This is a genomic window from Streptomyces sp. NPDC059743, assembly GCF_042732975.1.
In the GTDB taxonomy this organism is placed as follows: Bacteria; Actinomycetota; Actinomycetes; order Streptomycetales; family Streptomycetaceae; genus Streptomyces.
Map to the genome: position 1 here is coordinate 537,071 of NZ_JBHWGS010000001.1, position 14,652 is coordinate 551,722.

The 14,652-nt window shown below is 68.9% G+C and carries 9 protein-coding genes; 7 read left to right on the forward strand and 2 right to left on the reverse strand.

The window, feature by feature from the left end; all coding sequences use genetic code 11:
• The first annotated feature begins 83 nt into the window (after nt 1–83).
• Together ACFV6H_RS02445 and cimA are read left to right on the forward strand one after the other, a co-directional pair.
• Nucleotides 84–1,178: a branched-chain amino acid aminotransferase gene (locus ACFV6H_RS02445; RefSeq protein ID WP_385537608.1), complete on the forward strand. Its 1,095-nt coding sequence runs from the start codon at nt 84–86 to the stop codon at nt 1,176–1,178.
• 401 nt (nt 1,179–1,579) lie between these two features.
• A complete protein-coding gene (cimA, locus tag ACFV6H_RS02450) occupies nt 1,580–3,187 on the forward strand; it encodes a citramalate synthase (RefSeq protein ID WP_093597150.1) in 1,608 nt (535 codons plus the stop codon).
• A gap of 69 nt (nt 3,188–3,256) precedes the next feature.
• Here cimA and ACFV6H_RS02455 read toward each other — a convergent pair whose 3' ends face one another.
• Nucleotides 3,257–5,143: an RICIN domain-containing protein gene (locus ACFV6H_RS02455; protein ID WP_385537612.1), complete on the reverse strand. Its 1,887-nt coding sequence runs from the start codon at nt 5,141–5,143 to the stop codon at nt 3,257–3,259.
• A gap of 313 nt (nt 5,144–5,456) precedes the next feature.
• Between ACFV6H_RS02455 and ACFV6H_RS02460 the strand changes: the two genes are divergently transcribed.
• The 4 genes from ACFV6H_RS02460 (at nt 5,457) to ACFV6H_RS02475 (ending at nt 13,208) form a co-directional block, all read left to right on the forward strand.
• Nucleotides 5,457–6,434, forward strand: a complete 978-nt coding sequence (locus ACFV6H_RS02460; RefSeq protein WP_385537615.1) for a LacI family DNA-binding transcriptional regulator — start codon at nt 5,457–5,459, stop codon at nt 6,432–6,434.
• 148 nt (nt 6,435–6,582) lie between these two features.
• Nucleotides 6,583–8,478, forward strand: coding sequence for a discoidin domain-containing protein (locus ACFV6H_RS02465; protein ID WP_385537618.1), 1,896 nt, complete (start codon nt 6,583–6,585; stop codon nt 8,476–8,478).
• A gap of 99 nt (nt 8,479–8,577) precedes the next feature.
• The gene (locus ACFV6H_RS02470; protein WP_385537621.1) at nt 8,578–11,676 is read left to right on the forward strand and encodes a glycoside hydrolase family 3 N-terminal domain-containing protein; all 3,099 of its coding nucleotides are present in this window, start codon (nt 8,578–8,580) and stop codon (nt 11,674–11,676) included.
• 182 nt (nt 11,677–11,858) lie between these two features.
• Nucleotides 11,859–13,208, forward strand: a complete 1,350-nt coding sequence (locus ACFV6H_RS02475) for a hypothetical protein (RefSeq protein WP_385537624.1) — start codon at nt 11,859–11,861, stop codon at nt 13,206–13,208.
• 94 nt (nt 13,209–13,302) lie between these two features.
• Here ACFV6H_RS02475 and ACFV6H_RS02480 read toward each other — a convergent pair whose 3' ends face one another.
• Nucleotides 13,303–13,917, reverse strand: a complete 615-nt coding sequence (locus ACFV6H_RS02480; RefSeq protein WP_385537627.1) for a YceI family protein — start codon at nt 13,915–13,917, stop codon at nt 13,303–13,305.
• Nucleotides 13,918–14,121: 204 nt separating this feature from the next.
• On the opposite strand from ACFV6H_RS02480, the gene ACFV6H_RS02485 reads away from it, so the two are divergent.
• On the forward strand, nt 14,122–14,631 hold the full coding sequence (locus ACFV6H_RS02485; protein ID WP_385537630.1) for a hypothetical protein: 510 nt from the start codon (nt 14,122–14,124) through the stop codon (nt 14,629–14,631).
• Nucleotides 14,632–14,652: the final 21 nt, after the last annotated feature.

The window sequence follows — 14,652 nt, forward strand, 5'->3', positions numbered from 1 at the left end:
TGCGGGAATGCTCGGACGTCCTAGTAGCAGTAGCGGCGTGAGCGCGGTCCGTCATACACAACCGGTGAAGGACGAGAGTATTCATGACCACGCCCACGATCGAGCTCAAGCCCTCCGCGCATCCGCTCTCCGACGCGGAGCGCGAGGCGATTCTGGCCAACCCGGGTTTCGGCCGCCACTTCACCGATCACATGGTGACGATCAAGTGGACGGAGGGACGGGGCTGGCACGACGCGGCGCTCGTCCCGTACGCGCCGCTCTCGATCGACCCGGCCACCATGACGCTGCACTACGCGCAGGAGATCTTCGAGGGCCTCAAGGCCTACCGCCGCCCCGACGGTACGGTCGCCACCTTCCGTCCCGAGGCCAACGCGAACCGCTTCCGGCTCTCCGCCCGCCGGCTCGCGATGCCCGAGCTGCCGGTCGAGACCTTCATCGCCGCGTGCGACGCGCTGGTCGAGCAGGACAAGGCATGGGTGCCCGCGCACGGCGGCGAGGACTCCCTCTATCTGCGTCCGTTCATGATCGCGACCGAGGTCGGTCTCGGGGTGCGGCCCGCGAACGAGTATCTGTTCCTGGTCATCGCCTCGCCGGCTGGCGCGTACTTCCCCGGCGGTGTGCGGCCCGTCTCCGTCTGGCTCTCGGAGAACTACGTCCGCGCGGTGCCGGGCGGCATCGGCTTCGCCAAGACCGGCGGCAACTACGCGGCGTCCCTGCTCGCCCAGGCCGAGGCGGCGGAGAAGGGCTGCGAGCAGGTGGTCTATCTGGACGCGCTGGAGCACCGCTGGGTCGAGGAACTGGGCGGGATGAATCTGTACTTCGTGTACGGCGACCGTATCGTCACGCCCGAGCTGACCGGCTCGCTGCTCGCCGGCATCACCCGTGACTCGCTGCTCGCCGTGGCGCGCGACCTCGGCTACACCGCGGAGGAGGGCCGGATCTCCAAGGAGCAGTGGCGCCGCGACACCGAGAACGGCAGCCTCACCGAGGTCTTCGCCTGCGGTACGGCCGCGGTGATCACGCCGGTCGGCGCGGTCAAGTCGGCGGCCGGTGAGTGGACCCAGTCGGGCGGCGAGCCGGGCAAGGTCACCATGGAGCTGCGTACGGCTCTGCTGGACATCCAGCGCGGCGTGGCTCCCGACACCCATGGCTGGATGCACGAGCTGGGCCGGTCCTGACCCTGGCTCCGACTCCGCTTCTGTCTTCGACGCTGTCCCTGTGACGTACCGCCGTCGGCGCGCCCTTGACCAGGGCGGGCCGGCGGTCCCGTACCGCCGTGACCAGCGATTGAGCCGGGCGCGCCCGTATGGTGAGACAGTTCTGCCCAGCCGCGCGCGACATGCGAAAATCGGCTCGTGCTCTCGCTCGCCATGATTATCGGCAGCAAGCGCGCCGGTCCGCAGTGATCGCCTCGTACCACCATGTACGGCGCGGCCATCGTGCCTCAGACCCGCGCGCAGACCTCTCGCACCCGCGAGAGGTTTTTTCGTTTTCCGGCCCCACCCCGGCGGAAGGCGGACGGCGCGCGACGATGGGGGCAAGTGGAGCCAGACCATCCACTCGACAGGAGCAACCCACCATGACCACAGAGTCCACGGAGAGCGACGACAGCTTCCATGTCTTCGACACCACGCTGCGCGACGGCGCGCAGCGCGAGGGCATCAATCTGACCGTCGCCGACAAGCTGGCCATCGCCCGGTACCTGGACGAGTTCGGCGTGGGCTTCATCGAGGGCGGCTGGCCCGGTGCCAACCCGCGCGACACCGAGTTCTTCGCCCGCGCCCGGCAGGAGATCGAGTTCCGGCACGCCCAGCTCGTCGCCTTCGGCTCCACGCGGCGGCCCGGAGCCAAGGCGTCGGAGGACCCGCAGGTCAGAGCGCTGATCGAGTCCGGCGCGCCGGTGGTCACGCTGGTCGCCAAATCGCATGACCGCCATGTCGAACTGGCCCTGCGCACCACTCTCGACGAGAACATCGAGATGATCCGCGACACTGTCTCCCATCTGCGGGAGCAGGGCCGCCGTGTCTTTGTCGACTGCGAGCACTTCTTCGACGGCTACCGCGCCAATCCGGAGTACGCCAAGGCCGTCGTACGGGCCGCGGCCGAGGCCGGCGCCGATGTGGTCATCCTCTGTGACACCAATGGCGGAATGCTGCCCGCGCAGATCCAGGCCGTCGTCTCCACCGTGCTGGCCGACACCGGAGCCCGGCTCGGCATCCATGCCCAGGACGACACGGGCTGCGCCGTCGCCAACACGCTTGCCGCCGTCGACGCGGGCGCCACCCATGTGCAGTGCACGGCCAACGGATACGGTGAGCGCGTCGGGAACGCCAATCTCTTCCCGGTCGTCGCCGCGCTGGAGCTGAAGTACGACAAGCGGGTGCTGCCCGCGGGCGCGCTCGCCGAGATGACGCGGATCTCGCACGCCATCGCCGAGGTTGTCAATCTCGCGCCTTCCACCCATCAGCCGTATGTCGGCGTCTCCGCCTTCGCCCACAAGGCCGGACTGCATGCCTCCGCGATCAAGGTCGATCCGGATCTGTACCAGCACATCGCGCCCGAGCTGGTCGGCAACTCCATGCGGATGCTTGTCTCCGACATGGCCGGGCGCGCCTCCATCGAGCTCAAGGGCAAGGAACTCGGCATCGATCTGAGCGGCGACCGCGATCTGGTCGGCCGTGTCGTCGGCCGGGTCAAGGAGCGTGAGCTGAAGGGCTATACGTACGAGGCCGCCGACGCCTCCTTCGAACTGCTGTTGCGCGAGGAGGCGGAGGGCAGGCCGCGCAGCTACTTCCGTACGGAGTCCTGGCGCGCGATCGTGGAGGACCGGCCCGACGGTACGCACGCCAACGAGGCCACCGTGAAGCTGTGGGCCAAGGGCGAGCGGATCGTCGCCACCGCGGAGGGAAACGGGCCGGTCAACGCGCTGGACCGGGCGATGCGGGTCGGTCTGGAGCAGATCTATCCACAGCTCGCCAAGCTGGAGCTGGTGGACTACAAGGTCCGCATCCTGGAGGGCCGGCACGGTACGGAGTCCACCACGCGCGTACTGATCACCACCTCGGACGGCACCGGCGACTGGGCCACGGTGGGTGTCGCCGAGAATGTGATCGCGGCCTCCTGGCAGGCCCTGGAGGACGCGTACACCTATGGCCTGCTGAGGGCCGGCGTCGAACCGGCGGAGTAGCACTCCCTCGGTTCGACGCCGGCCCTGCTCAGCGGACGTCGGCAACGGGCCTCGGCCTCAGGTCCGGACTCAGCCCTGGAGCCGCCACTTCTGATTGGCGGCTCCGGTGCAGGTCCAGATCTGGGTGCCGGTGCCGTTCGCCGATGAATTGCCCGTCACATCAAGGCACTTGTCGGCCGGGACGTTCACCAGATCGGCCGAGCCCGACTCGTATCTCCACTGCTGGGCACCGGACCCGTTGCAGTCGTAGAGCTGGACCTTCGCGCCGTTGGCCGTCGACGCCGCCGCGACATCCAGGCACTTGCCGAGCGCCTGTACGGAGCCGTCCGCCTTGAGCGTCCAGCGCTGGGCCGTCGAGCCGTTGCAGTCGTAGAGCTGCACGGCCGTTCCGTTGGCGTTGCCGCCGCCCGCCACGTCCAGGCACTTGCCGCCGAGCCCGACCAGCGTGCCGGTCCGGTCCGAGCCGCCGCCGGACGGCGTGCCCGCCCAGGTGAAGGTGGCCGAGGTCTTGCCGGGCAGGGAGTAACTGAAGTTCTGCCCGCCCCAGTTGACCCGTACCTGCTGCGCGCCGGAGCCGTCGTTGTAGGCGATCAGCGCCTTGGAACCGTCCGGATTGCGCCAGGCCACATTGGAGACCGTGGTGCTGGCGGTGGAGGCGATGCGCTCCGCGCCCGGCTTCACGAACTTGGTGAGATGACCCATCGTGTAGTACTCGATGGTGTAGTCGACCTGGCCATGGCGCGCGTCACCGTTGTGGACGGTGATCAGACCGTCGCAGGTGCCGCAGCCGCCGTTGTGCGGACCGCGGTTCTGGTCCACCGCCAGCGACCACTTGGTCACCGACTTCGCCCAGTGACGGGTGTAGTCGATGATGTTCGCCATGTCCTCGCGCTGCTGATTGGCGATCCAGGTGCCGCCGGAGTGCTCGGTCTGGAAGGCGTTCAGCTGCGGATACTGGTTGTGGACATCCGTCTGCTTCTGGATGTTCCCGCCGTAGCCGTGCCAGGCGACGCCGCCGAAGTTGGGATGGTTGCGTACGGCCGCGTCGTTCACGGTCTCGGCCGCGTACGCGTCGTAGGTGTCCCAGTTCCAGTCGTGCGCCAGGACCTTGGTGGACAGACCGGCGCCCTGGAGCTTCGGCAGCAGGTTGCTCTTGGTGAAGAACGCCAGACCCGAGCCGTTCCAGCTCATCGACGGATAACCGCCGCAGCAGGTGGGCTCGTTCTGCGCCGAGACATAGTCGACCGGTATGCCCTGGTCGCGGTAGGCCTGGAGATACTTGACGAAGTAGTCGGCGTAGGTGCCGTAGTTCTCCGCCTTCAGCCAGCCGCCGTTGAGCTGCCCGCTGTCCTTCATCCAGGCCGGCGCCGTCCACGGTGAGGCCATGGTCGACAGGGCCGGATTGAGCTGCTTGGCCTGCTTGGTCAGCGGCAGCACATCGGCGAGGTCGTGCGCGATGGAGAACCGGGAGAGCGTCGGGTCGGTCTGACCGGCCGGCAGATCGTTGTACGTGTAGCCGAACCGGGCGAGGTCGGAACCGCCCATCGGGTTACGGATGAAGGAGAGCCCGATGCCCTCGGTCGGCGAGAACAGCTTTCTCATCGTGTCGTCACGCGTCGCCTGGGAGAGCGCTCCGCTGCCCTTCATCAGCCAGGCCGCGGTGTCCGTGAAGGAGGCGCCGCCGCCGGTGAAGGTCTGATAGCGGGTGCCCTCGTCAACGGTGATGTTCGTCCCGCTGCCGCCGTTGCCCGGCTGGAAGGTGACGGGAGTCTGCTGCTGGAGACCGCGGGTGACATGGCGTCCGGCCGCGTCGTCCGTCGTCGTCAGCCAGATGTTGACCTGTTCGCCCGCGGCCTGGGCCGTACCCGCGGAGAGGCCGGTGAGCCCGGCGGTGGCGAGGGCGCCGGCGAGGAGAACCCTCGTCAGCCGGCGCCCGGTACCGGTCGATCTCGACATAGAACTGCTGCCCTTCTCGGCAGAGGGTGGGGGGTTCGGGTGCGGCAGTGCCTTGTCGCCTTGTCGCTCCCTGCGGCGTGAGTGAACTGCTGTTACGAACTCCCGTCAAGAGACGGCGCGTTCAGCGTGTTCATGAACTGAACGCATTACGCCTCTGACCTGCTGCCGGCCTGGTACGTAACAAAGGTTCGGACCAATCTCGACGTGAAGTATTGACGGCTGTGTTGCGTGCCGGTTAACTCACCGCCCAACGCCGGTACCGGTTCCGGAAGCGGTTGCGGTACCGGTTCCACACCTCGAAGCGGAGGCACCGATGCGTGTCACGATCGCGGACGTCGCCCGCCAGGCAGGCGTCAGCAAGACGACCGTGTCCCGGGTGATCAACACCAAAGGTGAAGTCGACCGCAGTACGGCGGCCCGCGTTCGGGCCGTGATCGCCCAGCTCGGCTATGTGCCCAGTTCGGGCGCCGTCGGACTGGCCCGTGGCAGCAGCCGTACGGTCGGCATGCTGGTGCCCTCGCTCACCTGGCCGTGGATGGGCGAGGTCCTCCAGGGAGTTGTCGACACCATCGAGGCCGCCGGCTACGGTCTGCTGCTCTTCACCTGCAACCGCGGCGCCGAGTCGGTGGAGCACTTCACCACACAGGTCTCGGCCCGCGCCTTCGACGGACTGCTCGTGGTCGAGCCCGAGAACACGCTCGACACCATCATCGGACTGCACCACAAGGGCCTGCCCGTCGTGCTGATAGACGACCGCGGCAGCCATCCCGAGGACTTTCCCTCCGTCGTGACCACCAATCGCGAGGGAGGCGCGTCCGCGGCCCGCCATCTGCTGGCCGACGGCCGCCGCAGGCCTCTGGTCATCACCGGGCCCTCGCACTTCGGCTGTGTACGCGACCGGCTCAGCGGCTTCCGGGAGGTGCTGCCGACCGATCTGGTCGTGGTGGGCGACTTCACCGAGTTGTCGGGACGGCTCGCGGTGGAGAAACTCCTCGCCGGCCAGGTCGCCTTCGACGCCGTCTTCGCGCACAACGACATCAGCGCGGCCGGTGCGATGCGGGCCCTGCGGGCCGCCGGGCGGAGCGTGCCCGACGACATCGCGGTGGTCGGCTTCGACAACATCCCGATGGCCCGGCACACCGAGCCGCCGCTGACCACCGTCCACCAGCCCGCGCGCGAGATGGGCGAGACGGCGGCGACGATGCTGCTCGGACATCTGGGCGGCGCGTCCGCGCCGGACGAACCGGTCGTGCTGCCCACCGAACTGATCGTGCGGAAGTCGGCCCCGTAGTCGGCTCCGTAGAACGAACGCCACGAACGCCACGCCATGGCTTGACACGGCACGCCACGGCACGACACCCGGTCAGGACTCTCAAGGACAGCGCCACTCCGTACGGACATCGCTCCACACACCCGCACTCCCCCCACAGGAGGCACCGATGCCCTCACGTACGACCCTGGTGGCCGCCACCGCGGCGCTTCTGGCGCTGTCGGCCCCGCTCGCGTTCAGCGCGCCCGTACCTCAGCAGTCCGACCGGGCGCCCGCGCGGGCCGCGGCCGTGGCGGCGGCCTGGAACACCGACCGGGCGGCGGCGGCCTATGCCGCCAATCCCGCTTCCGTCACCGCGTCCGGCAGTGAGAACCCCGGCACCCCGCCCTCCGGAGCCGTCGACGGCAACGGCGCCACCCGCTGGGCGAGCGACTTCACGGACAACGCCTGGATCAGGATCGACCTGGGCAGCGTCATCCGTGTCAACCAGGTCAAGCTCGAATGGGAGGCCGCCTACGGCAGGCAGTACGTCCTGGAAGCCTCCACGGACGGCACCAACTGGACGAGCTTCTACACCGAGACCGAAGGCACCGGCGGCACCGTCACCGCGCACACCTATCCGCAGGAAGTCACCGCGCGCTATGTCCGGATGCGCGGTGTGCAGCGGGCGACCGCCTGGGGCTACTCCCTCTTCTCCTTCCAGGTGTACGGAGGCGAGCCCGCGCCCGCCTCCACCACCCGGACCAATCTCGCCCTCAACCATCCGGCGTACGGCAGTCTCTACCAGCACGCCGGGAACTCTCCCGCCTATGTGACCGACGGCGGCTGGCCCGCCGACCTCAAGGGCGACCAGACCCGCTGGGCCAGCGACTGGAACGCGGACCGCTGGGTCGGAGTCGATCTGGGCACACCGTCCCGGATCGAGGCGGTCGATCTGTACTGGGAGGCGGCCTACGCCGTCGACTACGAACTCCAGGTCTCCGACGACAACCGCACCTGGCGCACGGTGTACCGCCCCTCCGCCGCCGAGGTCGCCGCCCGCCGCGCCGATGTCAAGCCGCCGGGGGAGGCCGCGGGCCGGCGCGACACCGTCACTCTCGCCACGCCGGCCACCGCGCGCTACATCCGGATGCTGGGCAAGGAGCGCCGCTCCTTCTACAACCCGGCGCCCTCGACCGCCCAGTTCGGTTACTCGCTGTACGAGTTCCAGGTCTGGGGCACCGGCGGCAGCGCGGCGGCGGCCTATCCGGCGCTGCCCAAGAACTCCGGCGCGGCCTACCGTACGACCTTCTTCGACGACTTCACCGGCTCGGGACTGGACCGCAGCAAGTGGCGAGTGGTCCGTACCGGCACGGAGATGGGCTCGGTCAACGGAGAGTCCCAGGCGTATGTCGACTCGCCGAACAACATCCGGACCGAGAACGGCAGCCTGGTCCTGGAGTCGAAGTACTGCAAGGGCTGCACCACCGTGCCCGGCGGCGGGACGTACGACTTCACCTCCGGCCGTATCGACACCAACACCAAGTTCGACTTCACCTACGGCAAGGTCAGCGGCCGGATGAGGCTGCCGGTCGGCGACGGCTTCTGGCCGGCCTTCTGGCTGCTGGGCAGCGATGTCGACAACCCGGCCGTCTCGTGGCCGGGCTCGGGCGAGACGGACATCATGGAGAACATCGGCTACGGGGACTGGACCAGCACCGCGCTGCACGGTCCCGGCTACTCGGCCGACGGCAACATCGGTAAGACACAGACCTTCCCGAACGGCGGGCGTGCCGACGAGTGGCACACCTACGCGGTGGAGTGGCAGCCGGAGGGCATGCGCTTCACCGTCGACGACCGGGTGGTGCAGGAGACGTCCCGCCAGAAGCTGGAGTCCACACGGGGCAAGTGGGTCTTCGACCACAACCAGTACGTGATTCTCAACCTCGCGCTCGGCGGGGCCTATCCGGCGGGCTGGAACAAGGTCACCCAGCCGTACTGGGGCCTGCCGCAGTCGAGCGTCGACCGGATAGCCCAGGGCGGCATCAAGGCCGAGATCGACTGGGTCCGGGTCGAGCAGAAGTAGCAGAACCAAGGCCAACGTCCAGCAGAAGCAACGGCGTCAGCGTCCCCGGCGGCAGCAGAGCCGCCGGGGACACCAGCGACACAAGGAGCAACGAGCACGATGCGAGGCATACGTGTCAGACCGCGGCCGGGCACCAGGACGGCGGCGCTTCTCGCCGCCGCCGTCCTGGCGGGGCTGCTGCCCCTGGCGGGAGCCGGTCCCTCCGCAGCCGCGGACGAACCGGCCCCGGTGGCCGTGGACCGCTTCGAGGGCGAGGTCCCGTTCGCGGGACCGCCCGAGGAGGGCATCTTCACCTGGGGCGGCGACGCCGACGATCCGCCGGCCCTGAGCCTGGTGGAGCGTGCCGACGCGCCCGAGGGCGCCAAGGTCCTCGAAGGCAGCTACGACATCAGCGGATACGGCGGCTTCAGCCATGACTTCGCCTTCGACGAGCCGTCGCACGACTGGTCGGCCCACCGTGGCATCCGCTTCTGGTGGTACGGCCAGAACACCGCGCCTCTGCCGCCCGGTTCCGGCAAGAGGATCAACTTCGAGATCAAGGACGGCGGCGCCAACGGCGAGGCCTCCGAGCTGTGGACGACGTCCTTCACCGACGACTGGGAGGGCTGGCACCAGGTCGAGATACCCTTCGCCGACTTCCAGTACCGCACCGACTATCAGCCGGTCGGCGGAATCGACCAGGTTCTCGGTCTGACGGAGATGTGGGGCTATGCCCTCACGCTGCCGACGGGCGCGCCGGGCCGCTTCGCCCTGGACGGAGTGGAGCTGTACGGCAAGGCCGACCCGAGTCTGACGGCGAGCGTCATCACCGACGCGGCCGTATATCCCGTCACCGAGGGCGCCGCGGCCAAGGTGCGGATCTCGGTCGCGACGACCGGTTCCGGCCCGATCGAGGAGCCCGTGACGGTCGACTACACCACCGAGGGCGGCACCACCGAGGGCGGTACCGCGGAGGCGGGCAAGGACTACACGGCCGTCTCCGGCTCGGTCACCTTCCCGGCCGGCAGCGCCTCGGGCACCTCGCGGACCGTCGAGGTCGCCACGCTCAAGGACAGGGCCGCCGAGAGCGCCGAGACCGTACCGCTCAAGCTCACCGTCACCGGCGCCAAGGCCCCGGCCGAGAACCCGCAGATCGTGATCGACGCGCACGGTCTGCCGTATCTCGACGCGAAACTGCCGGTGAAGAAGCGGGTGGCCGACCTTGTCTCCCGGCTCTCCCTCGCGGAGAAGGCCGGCCAGATGACACAGGCCGAGCGCAACGCGCTCACGGCCCAGGGCGACATCGCCGCCTACGATCTCGGCTCGCTGCTCTCCGGCGGCGGATCCGTACCGACTCCCAACACCCCGCAGGCCTGGGCGAAGATGGTCGACGCCTTCCAGCTCAGGGCGCAGGCGACCCGCTTCCAGATCCCGCTGATCTACGGCGTGGACGCGGTGCACGGCCACAACAACGTCATCGGCGCGACGATCATGCCGCACAACATCGGTATCGGCGCGACGCGTGATCCGGCGCTGGCGGAGCGGACCGGCGCGGTGACGGCGAACGAGGTACGGGCCACCGGCGTCCCGTGGGACTTCGCGCCCTGCGTCTGTGTCGCCAGGGACGAGCGCTGGGGCCGTACGTACGAGTCCTTCGGCGAGGATCCCGCGCTGGTCATCGCCATGGACACCGTCGTCAACGGTCTCCAGGGCCCGGCGGACGGCAGCGGTCTGGACCGCAACGACAAGGTGCTGGCGACGGCCAAGCACTTCGTCGGTGACGGCGGCACCGAGTACGGCTCGTCCACGACCGGCTCGTACACCATCGACCAGGGCGTCACCAAGGTCACCCGCAAGGAGCTGGAGACCATCCATCTCGCGCCCTACAAGGACGCCGTGAAGCGAGGCGTGGGCACGGTCATGCCCTCGTACTCCTCGCTGGAGATCACCGACGAGAACCGGCCCGCGGTGAAGATGCACGCCGACGGCGCCATGATCAACGGTGTGCTGAAGGACCGGATGGGCTTCAAGGGCTTCGTCATCAGCGACTGGCAGGCGATCGACCAGATCCCGGGCGACTACGCGAGCGATGTCCGTACCTCCATCAACGCCGGACTCGACATGATCATGGTCCCGACGGCATACAAGGACTTCACCCGGACGCTTCAGGCCGAGGTCACGGCCGGCCGGATCAGCCAGGCGCGGATCGACGACGCCGTATCCCGCATCCTGGAGCAGAAGTTCAGGCTCGGTCTGTTCGAGAAGCCGTACGCGGACACCACCAACCAGCCGAAGATCGGCTCACCCGGGCACCGGGCGGTGGCCCGTCAGGCGGCGGCCGAGTCGCAGGTGCTGCTAAAGAACAAGGGCGCGGTCCTGCCGCTCAAGCCGTCGCAGAAGGTGTACGTGGCCGGCTCCAACGCCGACGATCTGGGCAACCAGATGGGCGGCTGGACCATCACCTGGCAGGGCGGCTCCGGACGCACCACCACCGGGACGACCATCCTGGAAGGCATGCGCAAGGCGGCTCCGAACGCCTCCCTCACCTACTCCAAGGACGCCACGGCGCCGACCGCGGGCCATGACGTCGGAGTGGTCGTCGTCGGCGAGAAGCCGTACGCCGAGGGCCAGGGCGATGTCGGCAACGGCCATGATCTGAATCTGTCCGACGAGGACAGGCAGGCGGTGGACACGGTCTGCGCCGCCATGAAGTGCGCCGTACTGATCGTCTCCGGCCGGCCGCAGCTCATCGGCGACCAGCTCGGTGACATCGACGCGCTGGTGGCGTCCTGGCTGCCGGGCAGCGAGGGCGACGGTGTGGCCGATGTCCTCTACGGCAAGAAGGCGTTCACCGGTCAGCTTCCGCTGACCTGGCCCAAGTCGGTCGAGTCACTGCCGATCAATGTCGGTGACGCCGTCTACGATCCGCAGTTCCCGTACGGCTGGGGCCTGACGACGCTCAAGGCGCCGCCCGGCGGCGGGCAGTTGACTCTCGCCGCCCTCGGTGTCGCGGCCCAGGTGCTGGAGAAGGCCGGGCTGGGCAAGTCGGCGCAGGGCAGGGAGCTGGTCGGCCAGGCCAGGCTGCTCGTCCAGCAGAAGATCGGCGAGCACATCACTCCCGCCTCGGCGAAGCCCTTCGCGGACGCGGACCATCTGCTGCTCACCGGTGATCTGACCGGTGCGGTGGCCAAGCTGACGGCGGCGTACAAGGCGGCCTGATCGGCGAGGGAACCGAAGGACCTCATGGGTGAGGCACCCGGGCCGCGACAGGTCCGGGTGCCTCACCCTTTCCGCGCCTGTCTTTCCGCGCTTGTCGCCAGGCTTTCTTCCGCGTCTGTCGCCAGGCTTTCGCTTTTGCTCATCCCTGCCCCATCTTGGCGCATTTCGGGTAGCGTCAATGTATGAGGACGAGGCTGTATTCCGCACTCTCCGGGCTGCTGCTCGCCGGCTCGGCCGCCGTCCTGGGGATGGCGCCCGCCGCGGAGGCCGCCACCGGTCCAGGGACCGTGGCCGAGGCTCTCAAGAACGGGCCCGTGTATGTGGATCCCGGGGCCGCGAGCCGGCTCTCGACGTCCGAGGCCGAGGCCCTGGCGAAGAAGATCAAAGACGCGGACAAGCCGCTCTTCGTGGCCGTCCTGCCCGATACGGCGCAGTTCCCGGCCGCCTCCGTGCTGAACACGGTACGGGCCGAGACCGGGATCACCGGTCTGTACGCCATCCGGCTCGGTGACCGCTTCGACGCGGGCGCCGACTCCGCCGTGCTCTCCCAGCAGGCGGTCCGCAATCTGACCGACGCGGTCAAGGCGGGCGGCCCGGTGGACGCGTCGACCGAGCTCAACAACTTCGTCGACCAGGCGCTCCCGCAGATCCGCGGCCAGGCCCCGGCGTCCTGGGACACCACGGGCTCGGACGATTCCGGCAGCTCGACCACCGGGCTGATCGTGCTCGGCTCGGTGCTCGCGGCGGGCGGCGCGGGCGCGTACGCCGTGGCGCGGCGCAATCGCGGCAGGCGGATCGAGCGGGAGCGCGAGGCGCTGGACAAGCTGCGCGTCGTCGTGGACGAGGACATCACCGCGTTCGGCGAGGAGCTGGACCGGCTCGACTTCCATCCCGCGGAGGCGGGCGCCGACGACGCGATGCGCGCGGAGTACGAGCGCTCCCTCGACGCGTACGAGAAGGCCAAGTCCCTGATGGGCTCGGCCGGGCGGCCCGACGACGTACGCGGAGTGACGCAGGCGCTGGAGGACGGCCGGTTCTCACTGGCGGTGCTGGACGCGCGCAGAAAGGGCGCACCGCTGCCCGAGCGCCGTTCACCGTGCTTCTTCGATCCGCGCCACGGCCCTTCGACGGCCGACGCGGAGTGGGCTCCGCCCGCCGGTGTACGGCGGACCGTGCCGGTCTGCGCCGCCGACGCGGCGCGGCTGGCCGACGGCGACGATCCGATGAGCCGTACGGTGCAGACCGCGAACGGCCCTCGTCCCTACTGGGAGGCCGGACCCGCGTACGGACCGTGGGCCGGCGGCTACTTCGGCGGCGGACTGCTGCCGGGACTGCTGGTGGGCACGATGCTCGGCTCGGTGATGGCGACGCCCGCCTACGCGGCCGACTTCGGCGGTGACGACCACACCGGTTACGGCGGTGGCGACCACTCGGGCGCCGACTACGATCCGGGCGACTTCGGCGGCGGAGGATTCGGCGGCGGCGGGGACTTCGGCGGTGGCGGCGGATTCGACGGCGGAGGCGGCTTCTGACCCGAGGCCCAAGCCCTTACGGACCTGATGCCTTACGGGGTCTGAAGCGCGCCTCCGCCGGTCGCCGGTCTTCCCTGTACAGCCCACGCGGGCCTCAGGCGGCCTCGGGGGCCTTCTTGATCGCGGAGATGTCGAAGTTCAGCTTGACCTTGTCGCTGACCATCACACCGCCGGTCTCCAGCGCCGCGTTCCAGGTCAGGCCCCACTCGGAGCGCAGGATCGAGGCGCTGCCCTCGAAGCCGACCCGCTCGTTGCCGTACACATCGGTGGCGGAGCCGTGGAACTCCAGGTCGATGGTGACCGGCCGGGTGACGTCCTTGATGGTCAGATCGCCGGTGACACGGTAGGTCTCGGCGTCGATCTGCTCGGCCGAGGTGGAGCGGAACGACATCTTCGGGAACGTCTCCGCGTCGAAGAAGTCGGCGCTGCGGAGGTGGCCGTCGCGGTCGGGCATCCCGGTGTCGACGCTGGCGATCGAGACATCGATGGTGGCCGTGGAGGCCGCCGGGTTCGAGCCGTCCAGGTTCAGCGTGCCCTCGTGCTCGGTGAACGAGCCGCGGACATTGGTGACCATCGCGTGGCGGACGGTGAAGCTGATGGTGCTGTGCGCCGGGTCGATGGTGTATTCGCCGGTCAGCGCCGCCAGGGCCGGATCGGCCTCGACGGTGGCGGTGGTGGCGCTGTCGTTCTTGCGGCCGAAGAGGGCCATGGTTCCTCCTGAGATACGACTGACTTGTTCAAACCTTCAATCGCCGCCACCTTAGACCTATCTCGTTCAAGCTTCAACAATGTCACCCGATCGAGTTCGCCGCACCCTGGCGACGCGCGTAGATATCGGGCACCATCTCCTCTGCTACCACCTGCACCGCTGCCCCATCGACACCAACGGCCCTCAGCAGGAGGCAATCCCCCCATGAAGCTCCGCTCGGTACTCACCGCGCTCGCCCTGGTCCTCGGCGCGCTCTTCGCGCCCGGTTTCGGCGTCCTCAGCTCGGCCGGCGACGCCCAGGCGGCCACGAAGGTCACCCACGCCACGGCGACCTCGATGTTCAGCTCACGCGGCATCACCTGGTCCTCGTCCGGCGGCTGTTCCGACCGCAACAACCCGACCTGTACGTCGTTCGAGCAGCTCAACCTGATGTCGGCCCAGGGCGCGCAGACCCTGAAGAGCGCCAGCGGCTGTGCCCTGAACATCACGGGCGGTACGGAGACGGGCCACGCGAGCGGCACGTACTCGCACTGGAACGGCTACAAGCTCGACTTTGCCAAGGGCACCTGCCTCACCAACTACATCAAGAACAACTTCACCTACATCGGCCCGCGCGGTGACGGCTATCCGCAGTGGCAGTCCGGCGCCGGCAACCTCTACGCGGACGAGGGCAACCACTGGGACGTCACGTACTACAACTGCGGCGGCTGCTGACCGGCTGTCCCTGGACACGCG

Excerpts from the sequence above, each read along its gene's own strand:
- ACFV6H_RS02445 (WP_385537608.1), top strand. The coding sequence starts at position 84 with ATGACCACGCCCACGATCGAGCTCAAGCCCTCCGCGCATCCGCTCTCC.
- cimA (WP_093597150.1), top strand. The coding sequence starts at position 1,580 with ATGACCACAGAGTCCACGGAGAGCGACGACAGCTTCCATGTCTTCGAC.
- ACFV6H_RS02455 (WP_385537612.1), bottom strand. The coding sequence starts at position 5,143 with ATGTCGAGATCGACCGGTACCGGGCGCCGGCTGACGAGGGTTCTCCTC.
- ACFV6H_RS02460 (WP_385537615.1), top strand. The coding sequence starts at position 5,457 with ATGCGTGTCACGATCGCGGACGTCGCCCGCCAGGCAGGCGTCAGCAAG.
- ACFV6H_RS02465 (WP_385537618.1), top strand. The coding sequence starts at position 6,583 with ATGCCCTCACGTACGACCCTGGTGGCCGCCACCGCGGCGCTTCTGGCG.
- ACFV6H_RS02470 (WP_385537621.1), top strand. The coding sequence starts at position 8,578 with ATGCGAGGCATACGTGTCAGACCGCGGCCGGGCACCAGGACGGCGGCG.
- ACFV6H_RS02475 (WP_385537624.1), top strand. The coding sequence starts at position 11,859 with ATGAGGACGAGGCTGTATTCCGCACTCTCCGGGCTGCTGCTCGCCGGC.
- ACFV6H_RS02480 (WP_385537627.1), bottom strand. The coding sequence starts at position 13,917 with ATGGCCCTCTTCGGCCGCAAGAACGACAGCGCCACCACCGCCACCGTC.
- ACFV6H_RS02485 (WP_385537630.1), top strand. The coding sequence starts at position 14,122 with ATGAAGCTCCGCTCGGTACTCACCGCGCTCGCCCTGGTCCTCGGCGCG.